The organism is Marinobacter sp. (assembly GCF_041686475.1).
Taxonomy (GTDB): Bacteria; Pseudomonadota; Gammaproteobacteria; order Pseudomonadales; family Oleiphilaceae; genus Marinobacter.
Map to the genome: position 1 here is coordinate 41,359 of NZ_JAWLDU010000009.1, position 19,756 is coordinate 61,114.

19 protein-coding genes are annotated in these 19,756 nt (G+C 56.7%); 14 read left to right on the top strand and 5 right to left on the bottom strand.

Features of this window, described 5'->3' with window-relative positions; genetic code table 11:
- Positions 1-510, bottom strand: a 510-nt coding sequence (locus tag ACESMB_RS03840; protein WP_372970940.1) for an HDOD domain-containing protein, incomplete at its 3' end; no start/stop codon positions are given.
- A gap of 315 nt (positions 511-825) precedes the next feature.
- Between ACESMB_RS03840 and ACESMB_RS03845 the strand changes: the two genes are divergently transcribed.
- From ACESMB_RS03845 to ACESMB_RS03860, 4 genes are all read left to right on the top strand, one after another.
- Positions 826-2,154, top strand: a complete 1,329-nt coding sequence (locus ACESMB_RS03845; RefSeq protein ID WP_372970949.1) for an AAA family ATPase — start codon at positions 826-828, stop codon at positions 2,152-2,154.
- Positions 2,155-2,391: 237 nt separating this feature from the next.
- Positions 2,392-3,933, top strand: a complete 1,542-nt coding sequence (locus ACESMB_RS03850) for a fatty acyl-CoA reductase (protein WP_372925543.1) — start codon at positions 2,392-2,394, stop codon at positions 3,931-3,933.
- Between the two features lie 285 nt (positions 3,934-4,218).
- Positions 4,219-6,165, top strand: a complete 1,947-nt coding sequence (acs, locus tag ACESMB_RS03855; RefSeq protein WP_372970941.1) for an acetate--CoA ligase — start codon at positions 4,219-4,221, stop codon at positions 6,163-6,165.
- A 44-nt stretch (positions 6,166-6,209) separates the two neighbouring features.
- Complete coding sequence (locus ACESMB_RS03860; protein WP_027831250.1) at positions 6,210-6,875, top strand: LuxR C-terminal-related transcriptional regulator; 666 nt, start codon at positions 6,210-6,212, stop codon at positions 6,873-6,875.
- A 139-nt stretch (positions 6,876-7,014) separates the two neighbouring features.
- Here the strand turns inward: ACESMB_RS03860 and ACESMB_RS03865 are convergent, their stop codons facing one another.
- Entirely contained in the window at positions 7,015-7,995 is a 981-nt protein-coding gene (locus tag ACESMB_RS03865; protein WP_372925545.1) for a D-2-hydroxyacid dehydrogenase, read from the bottom strand.
- 258 nt (positions 7,996-8,253) lie between these two features.
- On the opposite strand from ACESMB_RS03865, the gene ACESMB_RS03870 reads away from it, so the two are divergent.
- The 3 genes from ACESMB_RS03870 to ACESMB_RS03880 are packed head-to-tail and all read left to right on the top strand — an operon-like array spanning position 8,254 to position 10,257.
- Positions 8,254-9,480: a pyridoxal phosphate-dependent aminotransferase gene (locus tag ACESMB_RS03870; protein ID WP_372925546.1), complete on the top strand. Its 1,227-nt coding sequence runs from the start codon at positions 8,254-8,256 to the stop codon at positions 9,478-9,480.
- 5 nt (positions 9,481-9,485) lie between these two features.
- Complete coding sequence (locus tag ACESMB_RS03875; protein ID WP_372925547.1) at positions 9,486-9,677, top strand: CPXCG motif-containing cysteine-rich protein; 192 nt, start codon at positions 9,486-9,488, stop codon at positions 9,675-9,677.
- 13 nt (positions 9,678-9,690) lie between these two features.
- Positions 9,691-10,257, top strand: a complete 567-nt coding sequence (locus ACESMB_RS03880) for a DUF1439 domain-containing protein (RefSeq protein ID WP_372925548.1) — start codon at positions 9,691-9,693, stop codon at positions 10,255-10,257.
- A gap of 1 nt (position 10,258) precedes the next feature.
- Here ACESMB_RS03880 and ACESMB_RS03885 read toward each other — a convergent pair whose 3' ends face one another.
- Complete coding sequence (locus tag ACESMB_RS03885; protein WP_372925549.1) at positions 10,259-11,410, bottom strand: isocitrate/isopropylmalate dehydrogenase family protein; 1,152 nt, start codon at positions 11,408-11,410, stop codon at positions 10,259-10,261.
- A gap of 221 nt (positions 11,411-11,631) precedes the next feature.
- Here ACESMB_RS03885 and ACESMB_RS03890 point away from each other — a divergent pair, with 221 nt between their 5' ends.
- The gene (locus ACESMB_RS03890) at positions 11,632-12,369 is read left to right on the top strand and encodes an EAL domain-containing protein (protein WP_372970950.1); all 738 of its coding nucleotides are present in this window, start codon (positions 11,632-11,634) and stop codon (positions 12,367-12,369) included.
- Between the two features lie 20 nt (positions 12,370-12,389).
- Positions 12,390-12,746, top strand: a complete 357-nt coding sequence (locus tag ACESMB_RS03895; protein ID WP_372925550.1) for a hypothetical protein — start codon at positions 12,390-12,392, stop codon at positions 12,744-12,746.
- 9 nt (positions 12,747-12,755) lie between these two features.
- Here ACESMB_RS03895 and ACESMB_RS03900 read toward each other — a convergent pair whose 3' ends face one another.
- Positions 12,756-13,649 (bottom strand): LysR family transcriptional regulator, encoded by an 894-nt coding sequence (locus ACESMB_RS03900; RefSeq protein WP_372970942.1) that lies wholly within the window; start codon positions 13,647-13,649, stop codon positions 12,756-12,758.
- Between the two features lie 120 nt (positions 13,650-13,769).
- Between ACESMB_RS03900 and ACESMB_RS03905 the strand changes: the two genes are divergently transcribed.
- The 5 genes from ACESMB_RS03905 to ACESMB_RS03925 all read left to right on the top strand — a co-directional run bounded on the left by ACESMB_RS03905 (position 13,770) and on the right by ACESMB_RS03925 (position 18,554).
- Positions 13,770-14,981, top strand: coding sequence for an acyl-CoA dehydrogenase family protein (locus ACESMB_RS03905; RefSeq protein WP_372925561.1), 1,212 nt, complete (start codon positions 13,770-13,772; stop codon positions 14,979-14,981).
- Between the two features lie 174 nt (positions 14,982-15,155).
- The gene (locus ACESMB_RS03910) at positions 15,156-15,971 is read left to right on the top strand and encodes an SDR family oxidoreductase (RefSeq protein WP_372970943.1); all 816 of its coding nucleotides are present in this window, start codon (positions 15,156-15,158) and stop codon (positions 15,969-15,971) included.
- A gap of 42 nt (positions 15,972-16,013) precedes the next feature.
- Positions 16,014-17,078: a phosphotransferase family protein gene (locus ACESMB_RS03915; RefSeq protein ID WP_372925553.1), complete on the top strand. Its 1,065-nt coding sequence runs from the start codon at positions 16,014-16,016 to the stop codon at positions 17,076-17,078.
- The gene (locus ACESMB_RS03920; RefSeq protein WP_372970944.1) at positions 17,078-17,767 is read left to right on the top strand and encodes a histidine phosphatase family protein; all 690 of its coding nucleotides are present in this window, start codon (positions 17,078-17,080) and stop codon (positions 17,765-17,767) included. The genes ACESMB_RS03915 and ACESMB_RS03920 overlap by 1 nt, the downstream gene beginning before the upstream one ends.
- 16 nt (positions 17,768-17,783) lie before the next feature.
- The gene (locus tag ACESMB_RS03925) at positions 17,784-18,554 is read left to right on the top strand and encodes an SDR family oxidoreductase (protein WP_372925555.1); all 771 of its coding nucleotides are present in this window, start codon (positions 17,784-17,786) and stop codon (positions 18,552-18,554) included.
- Positions 18,555-18,556: 2 nt separating this feature from the next.
- On the opposite strand, the gene ACESMB_RS03930 is transcribed toward ACESMB_RS03925, so the two are convergent.
- Entirely contained in the window at positions 18,557-19,426 is an 870-nt protein-coding gene (locus ACESMB_RS03930; RefSeq protein WP_372925556.1) for a DUF6279 family lipoprotein, read from the bottom strand.
- Positions 19,427-19,756 lie beyond the last annotated feature (330 nt).

Here is a 19,756-nt window from a genome sequence, read left to right on the forward strand (position 1 = left end):
CCAGGAACTGACCAGCTCTGCAGCGATGTCGGCCTGGTGGTCAAAATAATATTGTTGGGTATCACCCGGTGGGGTCTTGAGGGCAATCAGTTCACCGACGTTATGAAGCATGCCCAGCATAAAGGCCTGGTCGGGTTCGGTGTAGCGTGTAAGCGTTGCCAGTGCCCTGGCGGTGAGTGCAGTCGTCAGGGAATGGCGCCAGAAATCTCTAAGCTGCTGCCACTGATCGGCCCCCAGTTCGTACAGGATCTGTCGCAGCGCGGCCGTTAACACCAGGGTATGGAAGCGTCGGGTTCCGAGTCTGAGCAGCGCCTGGTCTATCGAGCGGATTTCAGCAACAGGGCCGTAAAGTGCTGAATTTGCTAGGGCCAGTATCCGTGATACCAGCGCCGTGTCGGCCGATACAATGTCACTGATCCTGCGATAACTCTCATCCTGATGACAGGCTTCCAGCGCCCGGAGGGTAACCTCCGGAAGACTTGGTAACTGCGTGTCAGGGGCAATCTGCATAAGCCCGCCTGTATTCAAGAGCCGATAGATAGTCGATTTCTAACCGTTTGTTCATAAATCATCCGGGTTGAGCTTAGACAATAAGCCGCAGTTATTAAACAGCTATTGCTCTTTTTTTAAGCAGAGTATTACCCGCCCTGTGAAATGTGTAAACTTTTCACACGTAAAATGTAGCTGATTCCTGAATTTTCACACTGTTGAATAGCGCGTTTTTGGCTACAGTTAGAGCTCCTTCCGGGTTACAATTTGAGACGGTGCACAAACTTCTTCGAATTTGTGCCGGTCAACGGATCAGACGGCGCCGACCAGGAATTCATGACGGACTCACGCACGACCAGCCAAAACCAGAGCCAACCCAGAACCCTGGCAATCACCGGCGGTAAGGGAGGCGTGGGGAAAACATCCGTGGCGCTGAACCTCTCGCTGACACTTGCCCGTGAGGGCCACAGGGTTTTGCTAATGGACGCTGACACCGACCTTGCCAATGTCAGCATTATGCTCGGGCGCTACCCCACCCGCACCCTGGCCAATGTGATGGCAGGTGAGTGCGGTCTCCGCGATGTCATTATGGAGGCAGAGTGGGGGCTGCATATTGTTCCCGGTGCATCCGGCGTGGAGCAGTGTGTGGAAATGGCGCCAGAGGAGAGTCTGAAGGTTCTGAAGGCGCTCTCCAGGCTGGAGAAAGATTACGATTACGTGATCATTGATACTGCTTCCGGCCTGCAGAAAACCGGAATGCACATGATCGCAGCCTCGGAACTGGCCTGCGTGGTAGTAACGCCGGACCCCGCTTCACTGACGGATGCCTTCTCGCTGATCAAGCTGCTGATTCGCCGCGGTTATCGCAGGACCCCCAGTGTGCTGGTCAATATGGCCAAGGGCGCCAGCCAGGCGCGGTCTGTATTTCAGCGCCTGGAAGCTGCCGCACAGCGCCATCTCGGAGTGTCGCTGCATTACCTGGGCGCTATCTGGCGTGATGAAACGCTGCGTCAGTCGGTATTGAATCAGCGCCCGGTTGCACTGATGCCGACTTCGGATCCGTCCTGTCGCCAGTTTCGCACGCTGACCGACATGCTCAACGTGCGATTACGCCAGCTTACTCCGCGAAAGGCCGGCATCGCGGCCTACTGGCACCGGGTATCCTCTGCGCCAGCCGAGCCGTCTCCGGCCGGCCGGAGTAACGAGCAGCCCCCGCCTCCGGATCCGGTTGCAGAGTGCAAACGCCTGATTGCTGAAACCGGCAAAGTACTGGCGGATAACAGTGATGCATCTTTGCTGCGTTATGAAGCGTTTAACGGCTTTTTTGCACTGTTAGGGCGCAGAATGGATGCCGATACTATCGAGATTATCCAGACGGGCCTTGCATCCCTTGACTGGGAGCGTCTGGGCAAGGAGCAGCGGGTCTACCTGGCCACCCACCTTCGCCATATCGCTGGCCAGGTTGATCCGGGCCCCGCTCAGCAGGCCCCGGACCAGGGCTGCGGGCAGCGGAACGCGCCCAGGAAAGAGCGCGAGCCCTATTATGACCGTATCAGCTTCGGCGATCAGACCCGGCTTGTAAGAGCACTCAGGGAGCAGCCCTCCAATATTTCCCTGGACCAGTTGTTACGGTCCCTGGCAGATACCGACAGGGATGGGTCCTGACCGGTTTTCTGTCACCTTTTTTTCCCGGAAATCACCTTATTTTATCGTCATTTTATTTGCGCATTTTGTAGCGTAACTTTGCGGTTTGTCACCGCACTGTCATGCCGTCTGTGCAAATATTGACCTCATTTTCCGCAATCGTGGCCCGCAATATGCAGTGGCTAGGAAATCGTCTTTTCAATCTGAAACGAACTGTACTGAATGGCTGCACAGTGTCTACGAGAAGGAGTTCACGCCATGGAAAAACAGCAACTGCAAACCGGAACGTCAGCATCTGGAGTTCTGGAACAGCTTCGCGGCAAACACGTACTGATCACCGGCACCACCGGTTTCCTTGGCAAGGTTGTGCTGGAAAAACTGATCCGCACCGTGCCTGATATCGGCGGAATTCACCTTCTTATACGGGGTAACAAGCGCTACCCTGACGCCCGTGAACGGTTTTGCAACGAAATTGCCAGTTCGTCGGTATTCGAACATCTACGGCATGAAGACAACGAAGCCTTCGAGAATTTTCTCGAAGACCGCGTTCACTGCATTACCGGCGAGGTCACCGAGCCCCGCTTTGGCCTGACAGCGGACCGCTTCCAGGCACTTGCCGGGCAGGTGGACGCTTTCATCAATTCCGCGGCCAGTGTCAACTTCCGCGAAGAGCTCGACAAGGCGCTCAGGATAAACACCCTTTGCCTGGAAAACGTGGCATCTCTTGCGCGGCTGAACAGTAAAATGGCTGTCATCCAGGTATCCACCTGCTATGTCAACGGCAAGAATTCCGGGCAGGTTACCGAGTCTGTTATCAAACCCGCTGGCGCGGCCATTCCCCGCAGCACTGACGGTTACTATGAAATCGAGGAGCTGGTGCACCTGCTTCAGGACAAGATTGCCGATGTCCGTGCCCGTTATTCCGGCAAAATGCTTGAGAAAAAACTGGTGGATCTGGGTATTCGCGAAGCCAATATCTACGGCTGGAGTGACACCTACACCTTTACCAAGTGGCTCGGTGAGCAGCTGTTGATGAAAGCGCTGTCGGACCGATCGCTCACTATCGTTCGTCCGTCCATCATCGAGAGCGCACTGGAAGAGCCGTCCCCCGGCTGGATTGAGGGGGTGAAGGTGGCGGATGCCATTATATTGGCGTATGCCCGCGGTAAAGTATCCCTGTTCCCGGGCAAGCGCAGTGGCATCATTGACGTCATTCCGGTGGATCTGGTTGCCAACAGCATCATACTGTCGCTGGCAGAAGCGATTACCGAACAGGGGCAGCGCCGGATCTACCAGTGCTGCAGCGGCAGTTCCAATCCGGTTTCACTGGGTGGATTCATTGATCACCTGATGGCTGAAGCGAAATCCAACTACGCTGACTACGGCCAGTTGTTCTACCGGCAGCCCTCCAAGCCCTTTATCGCGGTAAACCGCAAGCTGTTTGACGTTGTGGTTGGTGGAATGCGTTTGCCGTTGTCCATCGCCGGCAAAGCAATGAGGCTGGCGGGCCAGAACCGGGAGCTGAAAGTTCTGAAGAACCTGGATACCACCCGGTCACTGGCAACCATTTTCGGGTTCTATACCGCGCCGGACTATATTTTCCGCAACGATGGGCTTATGGCGCTGGTATCCCGTACGGGAGACGTGGACAGGATGCTGTTCCCGGTAGATGCGCGCCAGATTGACTGGGAACTCTATCTTCGCAAGATTCACCTTGGCGGCCTCAACCGTTACGCGCTTAACGAGCGCAAGCTTTATAGCCTGCGCGCGGCCCAGCCCCGCAAGAAGAAAGCGGCCTGATACCCACAGTCGATCGGATCCCTGCCCCCCGGGAATCCGATTTTCACTTGTTGTTTCTGCCAGCGGGTCTATCCTTGTATGGCAGGCTCCAGAACAATAGCGTCGCCCCTTTGGAAGTTGCCAATCTGGCTAAAAGTGCTGGCGCATTAGGACGTTAGTCTAATTCATTGTTCACTGGCACGCATGTTGAACTATGGGTATCCGTCTTCAGGGCATTTTTGCCCGTCACGCTCTTTATTAAATAACCGATAATGACAACAGACTCTGACTATAAGGGGGAGCACAATGACTGATAAACAGGTTTATCCGGTAAGCCCGGATGTGGCCAAACGGGCCCTGTTGAACCGGGATCAGTACGAAAAGATGTATCGCCAGTCGATAGATGACCCAGAAACCTTCTGGGCCGAGCACGGCAAGCGTCTTGAGTGGATCAAGCCTTTCTCGAAAGTAAAAGACACCACTTACGATTACGACAACCTTTCCATCAAGTGGTTCGAGGATGGCCAGCTTAACGCATCCGCCAACTGCCTTGACCGTCATCTGGAAAAGCGCGGCGACCAGACGGCGATTATTTTCGAGGGCGATGACCCCGCCGATTCCCGCAATGTGACCTACCGCGAGCTGTACGAAGAGACCTGCAAGTTTGCCAACGTGCTGAAAGATCAGGGTGTTAAAAAGGGCGACGTGGTAACCATCTACATGCCCATGATTGTTGAAACCGGTGTTGCCATGCTGGCCTGTGCCCGCATTGGTGCCATTCACTCTGTTGTCTTCGGTGGTTTCTCGCCGGAAGCCCTTGGTGCCCGCGTTGCCAACGGCAAGTCCCGCTTCATAGTCACCGCCGATGAAGGTGTTCGCGGTGGTCGCAAGATTCCGCTGAAAAAGAATGTGGATGCGGCTCTGAACAACGAGGCCGGCGCTGACGTGGACAAGGTTATCGTTGTCAAGCGCACCGGTGGCGATGTGCCCTGGAAAGACGGTCGTGACCAGAGCTACGAAGATCTGATGAAGGGGGCGTCCACGGACTGCCCGGCAGAGCCGATGAATGCGGAGGACCCGCTGTTCATGCTGTACACTTCCGGTTCTACTGGCGCGCCGAAAGGTGTGATGCATACTACCGGTGGGTACATGGTCTACACCTCCATGACCCAGGAATACGTGTTCGACTACCACGATGGTGACGTTTACTGGTGTACAGCAGACTTTGGCTGGGTTACCGGTCACAGCTATATCCTGTATGGCCCCCTGGCCAACGGTGCAATCACTGTGTTGTTCGAGGGCGTGCCCAACTACCCGGATAGCTCCCGCATGGGACAGGTTGTGGACAAGCACAAGGTAAACATCCTGTATACCGCACCAACTGCCATCCGCGCCCTGATGGCGGAGGGTGAATCCTGCATGAATGGCACCACCCGTGAGAGCCTTCGTATTCTGGGCTCGGTCGGTGAACCCATCAACCCGGAAGCCTGGGAGTGGTACCACCGTGTTATCGGCAACAGCAAGTGCCCGATCGTGGACACCTGGTGGCAGACCGAGACCGGGGGCATCCTGATCTCGCCGCTGCCCGGTGCCATTGACCTGAAGCCCGGGTCCGCTACCGTGCCGTTCTTCGGTGTCAAGCCGGCGCTGGTGGACAACGATGGCAACATACTGGAAGGCAAGACCGAGGGTAACCTGGTTATGCTGGACAGCTGGCCCGGCCAGATGCGCACCATCTATGGCGACCACGAGCGTTTCAAGCAGACCTACTTCAGCACCTACAAGGGTATGTACTTCACCGGTGACGGTGCCCGTCGTGATGAAGACGGCTATTACTGGATCACCGGCCGGGTAGACGATGTGTTGAACGTGTCCGGCCACCGTCTGGGTACAGCCGAAGTAGAAAGTGCTCTGGTAGCCCACGACAAGGTTGCCGAGGCGGCCGTGGTAGGCTATCCCCACGAAATCAAGGGGCAGGGCATCTATGTCTATGTGACCCTGGTCCACGGTGAAGAGCCTTCAGACGAGCTCAAGAAGGAACTGGTTCAGTGGGTACGCAAGGAAATCGGCCCGATTGCATCTCCGGATGTTATCCAGTGGGCGCCTGGGCTGCCCAAAACCCGTTCTGGCAAGATTATGCGCCGAATTTTGCGTAAGATAGCGGCAAATGAGCATGATCAGCTCGGTGATACTTCCACACTGGCGGATCCAGGTGTGGTGGATGATCTGATCGGCGGTCGTGCGAACAAGTAAGGTCTGTTTGTAATCAGGCTGTGACCCTGTGAGGAATCTGTTGAATGACACAAACCATTATCGTCGCCGATGATCACCCGCTGTTTCGGGCAGCTTTGAAACAGGCGGTCAGTCAGGCGGTACCTGATGCAAGAACAGTGGAAGTGGACAGCATCAAGGCACTGCAGGCGGCGGTAGAGTCGCATCCGGATGCGGATCTGGTTTTGCTGGATCTGAACATGCCGGGCGCCCACGGCTTTTCCGGGCTCGTGTTTATGCGCGGGCAGTACCCGGGATTGCCGGTGGTGGTTGTGTCAGGATCGGAAGAAATGCAGGTGATGCGTCGCTCGATCGACTATGGGGCGTCGGGTTTCATTCCGAAGTCGGCGCCTTTGCCCACCATCACTGAGGCTATTCAGGCGGTCCTGGAAGGGGACGTCTGGCTGCCGGAAGGCGTGGCGGACAAGATCGAGCGGATGCATTCGGACATGACGGATTTTTCCGAGAAACTGGCGTCGCTGACGCCGCAACAGTTCCGGGTGCTGGGAATGCTCGCCGAGGGGCTTCTGAACAAACAGATTGCCTATGATCTGGACGTATCGGAGGCTACCATCAAGGCGCATATCACGGCCGTTTTCCGGAAGCTGGGGGTGCGTAACCGTACCCAGGCGGTGATCGCGATTCAGCAGATGGAGATTGATCCATCGGATACGTCGTTGTCCGGTAGCTGATTGGTCTGAAGGTTTTACGGATTCTAAAAGCGGAAATCCTGTTTTGGGGTTTCCGCTTTTTTATGGAGGGGAGGTTGGGTTTGTCGGATTAGCCGGAGGCGTAATCCTACTCCTCACTCACCGGCATACTCCCAAAACCTCACTTCTTGGCATACCCCAACGTCTTGTCCACAAAGTTGAACAATTCCTGGCCCTTGTGCCACCGGTCCAGGTTCTCCAGGAACTGGTCGGTCAGTGCCCGTTTCCAGCCGATAAAATCCCCGGACATGTGGGCCGTCATGATGACGTTTTCCATGTCCCAGAGAGGATGATCCTCAGGCAGTGGCTCTTCCTCGAACACATCCAGGGCGGCGCCAGCGATGTCGCCGTTGTTCAGGGCTGCTATCAGGTCGTCGGTTTTGACGACCGGGCCGCGGCCGATGTTGATCAGGCGGGCGGACTTGCGCATGGCCTGGAACGCTTTCTCATTAAACAGGCCTTCGGTCTGTGGCGTGAGAGGGGCAGCGATAACTACGAAATCCGCCCGGCCCAACTGGTCTGTCAGGTCGTCATTGCCATGTACTGCAATGAAGTCCGGGTCGTCGTGGCGTGGCTTGCGGGCAATGCCGTGGGGCTTGAGGCCGGCGCCCTTGCAAAGCCGGGCGATCTGGCCACCGATGGAGCCGGCGCCGACGATCAGCACCTGTTTGCCCTCGGCTCTCTCCGTGTCCCTGTGTTGCCACTCGTGCTTTGCCTGTAGCCGCAGTGAACGTGGAAAGTCCTTGGCAAACATCAGGATTGTGCACAGCACGTATTCGGCAATGGTGCGATCGAAAATCCCCCGGGCATTGGTCACCACCACATCCCCTTCAATCAGGTCGGGGAACATCAGCGCATCAACACCGGCACTGGTAGCGTGGATCCATTTCAGCTTGTCGGCAGAAGGCCAGGCGGCTGCCAGTGCTTCAGTACGGAAATCCGTTACCATCATCACGTCGGTGCCCGGGAGCGTTTCCCGCAGCGTCGGTTCATCGCAGGCAAACCGAACCTCTGCCCGGGCTCTTAATGCATCCATGCCTGGAGGCTCTTTCTCTCCGGGCGCTGTCAGAACGGTCACAACCGGTTTGTTGTGTTGGGTCATCTGTCCTCCGCCAATGCAGTTTGTCCGCGTCCGGTCACGGGAATCGACAGTCCGGATGTCAGGGTTACAGTCTGGTATCTGACTCTGAACTGGTCAACCTGAGCCGTTATAAGATTAACGTCGTAGACCCTGGACTGACGGCGCTGACAACGTTTCAGTCTATGTATTGAATCTTTCTGTTTTATGTCTTGTACGCCCCCTGTTTACTGGCTAACCTGCAGGGGTAGCTACTATTTTGCCCCGTTTCAGGAGGTGTTTATGGCAGAAGCCGCCAATAAGGAAACCGGTCAGACCAAACCGCGTAAAGTGAAATACCGCAAGAACAAGGCCAGCTGGAACCCGGCCATGCAGGCGGTTCCGGTGCCGGGCATCCGTCGCATGGTGAATATGGCGGCCACCATGAAGGATGTCATCCATCTTTCCATCGGTCAGCCGGATCTGCCAACGCCCAAGCATGTCATCGATGCCTACATCGATGCGCTTAACGCCGGGCAGACCGGCTACACCATGGACGCGGGTCTACCAGAACTGCTGGTGGCGCTGCGGGACTACTACGGGGCGCGGTACGACCGCAAACTGACACGGGACAATATCCTGATTACAAGTGGTGCCACCGAGGCGATGTACCTGGCCATCTCGGCCACATCCGCGCCCGGGCGACAGTTCATTGTGACGGACCCGTCGTTCCTGCTGTATGCGCCCCTGATCCGCATGAACGGCGGCGAGGTGAAGTTTGTTCCCACCCGTGCCGAAAACGATCACCAGTTGGATCCCGATGAAGTTATCCGGGCCATGGGCTCGCGAACGTTCGCCCTCATCCTCAACAACCCGAACAATCCCACGGGCGCTGTATATCCCCGCAGTACCATAGAGACAATCCTGGAAGAGTGTGCGTACCGCGGTATCCAGGTGTACGCAGATGAAGTCTATGACCATCTGATCTTCGACGATGATGACTTCGCAAGCGTACTTAACTGCTCGATGGACCTGGATAACATCATGTGCATCAGCAGCTTCTCGAAGACCTACAGCATGGCAGGGCTGCGGGTTGGCTGGGTGATTGCAAGTCAGGCCGCCATCAAATCCCTGCGCCGGTTCCATATGTTCACCACGTCGGTAGCTAATACGCCCTCTCAGTTTGCGGGCGTGGCCGCACTGACGGGTGATCAGCAGTGCGTAAAGAATATGGTGGACATCTACCGTGAACGCCGGGACAAGGTGGTGGAACTGATCGACCAGACACCTTACATGACCGGTTACAAGCCCGGTGGTGCCTTCTTTGCGTTCCCGGATCTGCCGCCCCACGTTGACGGTTCGGACCTGGCGCTGAGGATGCTCAAGGAAACGGGCGTCTGCCTGGTCCCCGGTGATGCATTTGGTGAAGGCTGCACCAACGCCGTTCGCATCAGTTTCTCGACCACATGTGAGAAGCTGGAAGAAGCGTTCGACCGGATCATCCCCTGGATGGCCAAGCAGCAGTTCTGACCACCATGTCTGCCCTGGACTCGGTGCTGGTTCAATGTCCTTACTGTTGGGAGACGCTGGAAATCAGCGTCGACCCTTCGGTGTCTGACCAGGAATACGTGGAAGATTGCCAGGTGTGCTGCCAGCCCATCCTGGTTCATGTTGTCCTTGACGAGGATCTCACGCCCTCAGTGGATGTCAGGGCCGAAAACGAATAAGGAGATTGCCCTGATGGTTATTCCTTCCCGCCTTTTGGCGGTGGTTGTTCTGTTTGGCCTGGTGTTGCTGGGAGGCTGCGCCAGTCTTTCCCCCTATTCCATATCCGAGGCAACACTGGAACGCCATCTTCAGGACACTGTCAGTGAGTTTGATCGCCAGCAGTTACAAAGCGGTTCGCCACTCAGTCTGAGTCTCAGTAATGCGGATGTTACCCTGGGCCCTGATGGCCGTGATGTGGCGGTGATTGATCTACGGGGCCAGGTATCCCTGAATGCCCTGTTGGCCAAGTTGCCGGTGGATATTGCCCTGAAAGTGGAGGGTGCCCCGGTTTACGACAGTGAGGAAAAAGCGATTTACATCCGCCGTCTGCAGTTGCTTGAAAGCAGCATCGATTCTTCGTTTTTCAAAGGCGATCTGAAGCCCGTAACGGACACAGTGATGAGGGCTGTTGCCCAGATGCTGGAGACCATGCCGGTCTACCGGCTGGATGAAAAAGACTTCACCCAGCGGATGTTCGGAATGGTCCCCATGGGCATCAGGGTAGCACCCGGAAGGCTCGAGTTCGTGATGGCCGAGTAAACTACTTCAGACGATCACGAACGGCCTTGCCAATTTCCTGGGTGCCGCGCCTGGCGCCGGCGTTCTCTGCCAGGTCCGCAGCGACGGCATCAAACAGCTCGCGCCCGGCAGCGGCCACGGCAGGATCCTTGCGTCCCAGCCATTCCAGCATGCGCGCCGCTGTAAACAGCATGGCGGTCGGGTCGGCGAGCCCCTGTCCGGCGATGTCCGGTGCGCTGCCGTGGGTCGGCTCGAACATGGAGGGCATGTCGGAATCGTCCGGGTTCAGGTTGCAGGAGGGCGCGACGCCCATGCCGCCAGACAGCACTGCCGCCAGGTCAGTCAGTATGTCGCCCTGCAGGTTGCTGGCAACCACGACATCAAAAGCCCAGGGAGCCTGAACAAACTTCATGCAGGCGGCGTCCACCAGCTCGTGGTGGGTTGCCACATCCGGGTATTGCTTCGCAATTGCCTCGAAGGCTTCTGTATACATGTCGCCCCAGTAACGCAGCGCATTGCGTTTGGTGATAATGCATACCTGGCTTTCGCAGGTCTTGCCACCCAGAGTCCTGAAATGGCGGGTTCTGCCTTCTTCGGCGCGGACAGCGGCCCGCAGGCGGGCCTGCTCAAAGCCATAGCGGATAATCCTGTCGGTGGCCCGGCGGGTGAACACCTCCATCTGGGTGGCCACTTCCTGCGGTGAGCCCTTGCGGAGGCGGCCACCCTGGCCCACATATTCGCCCTCGCTGTTCTCCCGAATCACCAGCATGTCGATGTCCTTGGCGCGCTCGTCGGCCAGGTACTGGCGGGCGCCAGGGAGTAACCTTGCCGGCCTCTCGCAGACCCACTGATCGAAGCCCTTGCGCATATCCAGCAGCGGTGCCAGGGAGATGCTGTCTGGTAAAAGGTAGCGTTCCGGGTCGTCAACCGGGCCCGGGTCGCCCAGCGCGCCGAGCAGAATGGCATCGTATTTTTGCAGCTGATCGAGAGCGTCGGCCGGCATGGATTCCCCGTTCTCCTCATGCCAGGCATGGGAAGGCCAGGGAAAGCGGGTCCACTCGATTGGCAGGTTGTGGCTAGATCTCAATGCTTCCAGGCAATGTACCGCCTCGGCAACCACTTCGGGGCCGATTCCGTCACCAGGGGTGACAGCAATGCGGATTTTCTGGGCCATTCCGGTTACTCCTTCGGGTCGCTTTGCACGTATAGACAAGTGTGTGCTTCATTGTAGTCACGTGACACAGGGATTCCACACGATTTAACAGAGCATTGCTTTTACCCATCATGCTTAGATCGCTATAGTGAGTGTAATGCCACCCCATCCTCGCGCGTGATTGACAGAAAACTGGAGTTGTAGTGAACAAGCCTGCCGAACCGTTTAATAAGCCTGCCGAACTGTTTGACGAAACCCATTGTGAGCAATGCGCCTGTGGCGAAGGGCTGGACTTTGCCTTCACCTTTGCATTCCAGCCTATCGTCGACGTGACCAATGAAAGCGTCTATGCCCTCGTTCGCGGGCCGGAGGGCGAAGGCGCGTACAGCGTGCTTTCCAAGGTCAACGAGACTAACCGCTATTCTTTTGATCAGATCTGTCGGGTAAAGGCGGTGAAACTGGCCGCCCGCCTGGGCATGGAAACCCGGTTGAGTATCAATTTCATGCCCAATGCGGTCTATAACCCGGAATATTGCATCCGGACAACACTGGCAGCAGCACAAAACTACAAGTTTGATACTCGTAAGATTATTTTTGAGCTGATCGAAACGGAAGACTTTGATTCGCTTGACCACCTTGTCAATATCATCAGTTCATACCAGGAGATGGGCTTTCATACCGCCCTGGATGACTTCGGTGCAGGTTATTCCCGCTACAATATTCTTATTGCCAGCCCGCCAGATCTGCTCAAGCTGGATATGGCCCTGGTTCGGGATATTCACAAAGAGCCCAACAAGCAGGCCGTTGTTGCCGGTATCATTGCGATGATGGCCCAGCTTGGCGGCAAGATTGTCGCAGAGGGTGTGGAAGTCACGGAAGAATATTTCTGGTTGCGCTCCCAGGGGATTTCGCTGTTCCAGGGGTACCTGTTTGCCAGGCCGGGTTTTGAGTGCCTGCCGGAGCCTTACTTTCCCTGCTAGAGACACTTTGAGGATACACTTTGTTCTATCGCCTGATTACCATTGTTGGCGGACTTATTTTCGTCATTGTCCTGTTTGCCCTGATCTGGTTCTTCTGCAAGCAGTTCCTGCTACGCCACGGGGTAAAAGAGCAGGTAACGGATCATGCCACCGTGCTGGCCACCTGGACTTTTGCGGGCGTCAGTGTGGGCCTGGTTTTCGCAGTGCTGGGTGCTTTTATTCTGGGCCCCTGGGCGTTTTACCGGACATTGCGCGGGCGTGAGGTGGCTGTATCCGACGGTGCAGCTATCTGGTGGGGGTTCGGAATTGTTGCGCTCTCACTGGGTATCACCGCTGCTGGCTTCCTGGGTTTTCTCAAGCTGGTGGGCGCGTACTGATCCAGGTGGTCAGGCAATGCTGTTCAGTTGCTCCCGGAACCATATAAGCGCCGGTTCCCGCTCATAGGCTTTGTGCCAGTATAGGTGCACATCGATATCGGGCAGATCGGCGGGCGCAGTATGAATGTCGATATCTGCACGCTCGGCAATAATCCGGGCATAGTTTTCCGGCATGGTCAGCAACAGATCACTCCCTTCCGCGACCCGGCATGCCGCGTAATAATGCTGGCACCTAAGGCGAATGTTTCGTTGCACTCCGAACCGCGACAGTTCGAAATCCTCGATACCCGGCCCCTCTGAGCGAGACGACACCAGCACATGTTTTGCCTCCAGGTAATTCTCCATGGTGAGGCCATCTCGGGTGAGTGGGTGCCCCTTTCTTGCAAGCACCACGAGCCGGTCCCGTCGTAGCAGTTCGTGGGCTGTCTGGTTGCTCACCGGCAAGAGTACATCCACTGCAAAATCCAGTTTTCCGGCCGCCAGTTGGGTTTCCATATCCCGCCGGGGCACCCGCTGGCTGACAATTTCCAGCTCGGTGTAGTGTTCAAGCCGTCCCATCAGTTTCGGTAAAAAGGTCGATTCCAGGATATCCCGTAACGCCAGCGAATAAGTTTTGCGCTGATTGGCTGGATCGAAGGCGTGGAACTGGTTGACCGCACTCTGTATCTGCGTCAGCCCCGGCCGCATGGACTCGAGGAAACGGCGGGCCAGGGGCGTGGGCACCATCTGGTTGCCCTGGCGGCTGAACAGGGGATCATCAAAATGCTCCCGCAACCGTGACAGGGAATGGCTGACGGCTGGCTGGGTAAGGTGCAGTGCCCTGGCCGCGCGAGTCAGGCTGCCTTCCCGGTAAATGGTGTCGAATACGTGCAGCAGGTTCAGATCCAGCCGGTTGAGTGCCACGGGCGCCTCCTGTTCGTGAATAAACAACTTTAATGATAAAGGATAAGAATAATTCAGTCGCGTAATAGTTTGGGGAAATCTAGACTGGTGCCATATCGGTCAAACTACGAGGATGCGGCGATGGATTTCAATATTTCCGAAAAAGGCCAGGACTATCTCAAGCGCGTCAAAACCTTCATGGAGGAAGAAATTTTCCCCATTGAAGAGCAGTACCATAAGGAACTGATGGCGCAGGAAAATCGCTGGGTGGTACTGCCCATCATCAGGGAACTGAAGGAAAAGGCCAAAGCCGAAGGTCTGTGGAACATGTTTTTCCCGGACGAGAAAAACGGCTGCGGCCTGCTGAACTCAGACTACGCCCTGATTGCCGAGGAAACCGGCCGCAGCTTCATTGCCCCGGAAATCTTCAACTGCAACGCGCCGGATACCGGCAATATGGAAGTGCTGATCCATTACGGTTCCGAAGAACAGAAAGCCGAATGGCTGCCCCGCCTGCAAAGCGGCGAAGTGCGCTCGGCCTTCTGCATGACAGAGCCGGCGGTCGCCTCTTCCGACGCAACCAACATGGAAGCCACCGCCATCGTTGAGGGTGATGAAGTTGTCCTCAACGGTCGCAAATGGTGGAGCACCGGCGTTGGCCATCCCGACTGCAAGGTCGCCATCTTCATGGGCCTGACAGACCCGGAGGCCCACAAGCACCGCCGCCATTCCATGGTGCTGGTGCCGCTGGACACTCCGGGTGTAAAAATCGAACGCATGCTGCCGGTGTTTGGCGCCTACGATGAGCCATACGGCCACGGCGTTGTCTCTTTCAAGAATGTGCGTCTGCCGACGAGCGCTTTCATCGCCGGCCCCGGCCGCGGTTTTGAAATCGCACAGGGCCGTCTCGGGCCTGGCCGCGTACACCATTGCATGCGGGCCATTGGTGCGGCAGAACGCACCCTGGAACTGCTGATCAACCGCGCCACCAGCCGCGAGGCCTTCGGTCGCCCGATTGCCAAGCTGGGTGGTAACCCGGACATCATCGCCAACGCGCGGATGTCTATTGAGCAGGCGCGGTTGTTGACGCTGAAGTGTGCCTGGGCGCTGGATACCAAGGGTATTTCGGGTGCTTTGCAGGAAGTCTCGATGATCAAGGCGGTGATTCCGAAGATGCTTCAGCAGATTGTGGATGATGCCATTCAGATTCACGGTGGTGCCGGTGTCAGCGACGACGACTTCCCACTGACTCAGCTGTTCGCCTATGCTCGGGTTCTGCGATTGGCCGATGGCCCGGACGAGGTCCACCGGGCAATGGTTGCCCGGTTGGAGCTGGCTAAGTACCGGAAGTAAGCGCGCTAACTTTGGAGTGTGAGCAGACGGACGGGGCGTTCTGAAACACGCTCCTTCGGCACATCCATGTGACGCTTGGACTCCGCCATCCATGGCTCCGTACAGTTTCTGAAACACCCTGTCGACGGCTCATGCACCAAATTCACAATCACGAAAACACAGCGGAAAATAACGATGACACAAAGAGTATTTATAACCGGCGGGGCCAGTGGCCTGGGCCGGGCGATTGCGTTGAAGTATGCCAGGAAAGGGGCCAGGGTCTGCATTGGTGATATTAACCCGGAGCAGGGGGTTGCCGTAGAGCAGGAGATTAACAACGCCGGGGGCGAAGGTTACTTCGTTGAGTGCGATGTGCGGCGGCTGACGGACCTGGAGAAAATCTGTGCGGACCTGGCCGATAAGTGGGGTGGGGTGGACGTTGTGGTGAACAACGCCGGCGTTGCCTCCGCAGGTTCGATCGAAGACACCACCATGGCAGACTGGGAATGGATCATGGATATCAACGTGCTGGGCGTGGTTCGGGGCTGCAAGGCCTTCACGCCGCAGTTCAAGAAGCAGGGCACCGGCGCGTTTGTGAATATCGCTTCCATGGCGGGGCTGATGCTTGCGCCATTGATGGACAGCTACAATGTATCCAAGGCCGGTGTGATCGCGCTCTCTGAAACCCTGAGCCAGGAACTGAGAGACTCCGGTATACACGTCAGTTGCGTGTGCCCGGCGTTTTTCCAGACCAATCTGACCAGCAGCATGCGGTCGGATATTCCCGGCATCCAGCAGAACGTTAACAAGCTGATGAAGCGTTCGACCATTACCGCTGAGGATGTGGCTGACGATATCATCCGCTCGGTGGAGAAGGGTGATTTCTGGGTGCTGCCCCACGCGAAAGAACGCCGTATGTGGATGGTCAAGCGCCACGCGCCCAAGGCGTTTGACTGGCTGATGCACCAGGAAAGCAAGCGCTGGATGAAGAAAATGGGCGGCAAGGGCTGAACACCGCCTGCTGCCATATTGAGAACCAGAGGAGAGCCCTGAATGACCCAGATCGACCAGGCTGTTGATATCCGCGAAGGCGAAGAGCTGGATGTCGCGGCTGTTGACCGCTTCATGAAGCAGGCCATTCCGGACCTGGAAGGCCAACCGGAGATCAAGCAATATCCCGGTGGTGCTTCCAACCTGACTTACCAGGTGGATTACGGCGACCGTTCCTACGTATTGCGCCGCCCGCCGTTTGGCCATATCGCCAAGTCCGCCCACGATATGCTGCGGGAAGCGAAGGTAATGCGGGCGCTGAAGCCCGAGTTTCCCTATGTGCCCAATATTGTCGCCATTTGCGACGACCATAACGTACTGGGCTGCGATTTTTACGTCATGGAGCGCCTCAAGGGCATCATCCTGCGCCAGGACTTCCCCAAGGATTTCGAGCTCAGTGAGGCGGATACCCGCAAGCTGTGCCTGAATGTGATCGACAAGCTGGTGGATCTGCATAACGTGGACGCTAAAGCCACCGGCCTGGACAAGCTTGGTAAGGGTGCCGGTTATGTGCAGCGCCAGATTGGCGGGTGGAGTGACCGCTTCCGCAAGGCGAAAACCGATGACGTGGGTGATTTTGAAACGGTTATGGCCTGGCTCGACGACAAGATGCCGGACGACATTGCCCAGGTGGTCATCCACAACGACTACCGTTTCGACAATGTGGTACTGAACCCGGACAATCCGTTCGAGGTTATCGGTGTGCTGGACTGGGAGATGGCTACCATTGGTGACCCGCTGATGGATCTTGGCAACAGCCTGGCCTACTGGGTCGAGTCAGACGATGAAGGCCCGTTCCAGATGTTGCGCCGGCAACCTACCCACCGCCCGGGCATGCTGACCCGCAAGGAAGTGGTCGCTTACTACGCCGAGAAATCCGGCCTGAAAATCGATAACTTTGACTTCTACGAAATCTACGGCCTGTTCCGGCTGGCGGTGATTGTTCAGCAGATCTATTACCGTTATTACCATGGCCAGACCAAAGACAAACGATTTGCCGCCTTTGGCCATGCCGCGAACTATCTGGAAAAGCGCTGCCAGCGCCTGATCGAGGCGAGTGAGCTGTAATGGCAACGATCTATCTCATTCGCCACGGGCAGGCCAGTTTTGGCAAGCAAAATTACGATCAGTTGTCCCCACTTGGATGGGAGCAGGGCCGCGTACTTGGCCGATGGCTTGTTGACAAGGTAGCACCCAGTGCGGTGTTTGGTGGCAACATGGAGCGTCATCGGGAAACCGTGGAGGCCATCACCAGTGGCTACGGTGACACCCTCCCGGATATGCAGGCAGTCGAAGGTTTCAACGAGTTTGACCATACCCAGGTGGTTGAGCGCCTGCGCCCGGAATGGGAAGACCGTGAACGTATGGCGCGTGATCTGGCTGCGTTTCCAAAACCCGCGAGAGCGTTCCAGCAGGTCTTCGAGGAAGCCATGGTCCGCTGGGTGGGTGGCGAGCACGATGACGAATACTCCGAAACCTGGAGTGATTTCCGCAACCGGGTGATCACGTCCCTCGAACAACTGATTGAATACGCGGATGGCGGAGACACCCTGGTGTCCACCTCCGGCGGCCCCATTGCCGTTATGGCTCAGCACCTGCTGCAGCTGAGTGATCGCAGGACACTGGACATGAATTCCGTGATTGCCAATACCAGTGTCACCCGCATCCTGCATTCCGGGGCACGGCGCAGCCTCGCGGTGTTCAACAATTACAGTCACCTGGAAGCTGAAGATCCCTCCCTGGTGACCTTTCGATAACGAATTGAGGTGAAAAATGAGCAAGCAAGACCTGTTCGACCTGAGCGGCAAAGTGGCCCTGATCACCGGTGCCAGCCGTGGTATCGGCGAGAGCATCGCCCGCACCCTGGCCAACTACGGTGCCCACGTGATTGTCAGCAGCCGCAAGATCGATGGTTGTGAAGCCGTGGCCAGCAGCATCCGCGAGGGCGGCGGCAGTGCCGAGGCCTATGCCTGCCACATCGGTGAAATGGACCAGATCGAGGACATCTGGCAGCACATAGAGTCACAACACGGCAAGCTGGACATCCTGGTGAATAACGCGGCGGCCAATCCCTATTTTGGCCCGATTGAAGACACGGATCTGGGCGCTTACCACAAGACTGTAGACGTGAATATTCGCGGTTATTTCTTCATGTGTGCCCGTGGCGCGCAGATCATGAAGAAGAATGGCGGAGGCTCCATCATCAACGTGGCATCTGTGAACGGCGTCAATCCCGGGCACTTCCAGGGTATCTATTCCGTGACCAAGGCAGCGGTTATTTCCATGACCAAATCTTTCGCCATGGAACTGGGGCAGCAGAAAGTGCGGGTGAATGCGTTGTTGCCGGGCCTGACGGATACCAAATTCGCCAGTGCGCTGACCAGCAACGAAGCCATCAAGAAGCAGGCCATGGCCCACATTCCGATGAAGCGAGTCGCTGACCCGGACGAGATGGCCGGCACGGTTCTTTATCTGGCTTCCGGTGCCTCCAGCTATACCACCGGCACCTGCATTAATGTCGACGGCGGCTATCTGACCATTTAATGTCAGCTGCCTGTGCTTTCGGTATCCTCGCTGACACAGGCGAGGGTATCGAAGTCTCCCGCCAGTTCGGCAGCCCGTTCCACCAGATGATCAAGATGGCGCTGGTCGGCCTGCTGTAAGAGTTCTGTCATCAGCTGTGCCATGGCTGGTCGGCTTTCCGACATCATCTGCTGATATCGTTTCCCGCGTACCGCTTCGTTGTTGTCAATCAGGTAACTGATGCGATCAGCAAAGCTGTCGCTGTCTCTCTCCTCGAGGGCGTCCAGCAATGCCTGTTGCCAGTTGCGCCGGCCTTCCAGCCAGATCTGCGTCTGTTCGCCACGGGCTTCGGACCAGGTGCTGATGGTTTTCCGCTGCCGCTCATTGAGTGGCCCCAGCCAGCGCTCAACCCTCTCACTGGTGCGCTTTGCCCTTGCGTCACGGGTTTGCTCCGGGTCATCCGCAAGAAATTCTTCTTCCATGTCTTTCTGGCTGTCTTCCATATTCGCGGACAACTGCCGCACCTGTTCATCACTGAGGCTCGCCAGAAGGCGCATAACGGCGGGTTTGGCCCTGTCCATCAGGGGCGGGAAGAACGAAAACAGTTTTTCCTGATGCCAGGCGACCGCAGACTCATCGAGATCCCCACCACGAACGTCACTCCTGAGCCGGGTGAGCCATTGTGAGTATCGCGGCAGCTCGGTGCTGCAGTGCCACTGCCGAAGGTCCCGTATGTCCTGTTCCAGCCGCGATTCCTGCTTCGACGTCATGGGGATGTAATCGTCCACCCACCAGACGATGCCCCAGTCCGCGTAGCGGTAGGCCAGTTTGGTGGAGCTGCATCCTGCAAGAACCAGTAGGCCGATTAACGCGATAGATAAAGTTCGCAACATGGATTCCTATCCTGTGGGGTGTCCCCGTTCATACGTCGCCGGAGGGCTTTCAGATGGAGTTCACGGGTATCCACACAAAATGTCAAATTTTGTGGATCCGATTTCAGAGTACACCCGTAAGTTGATTTTACGCATAGGTCAGGGAATTAATCTATGCAGGTTCGAACCACCTAATCAACGGTAATCTTCATCAGCATCGAAGGAGCAGAACAAGGCATTAAATACGATGTGATTGCCTCCGGCAGTGTCGGTGCTGAGACCGTTGAGCCCATTATTCTCGCAGACGATGGTGAACGTACCGACGCAGATTCTGCCCGACTGCGAGTTGTT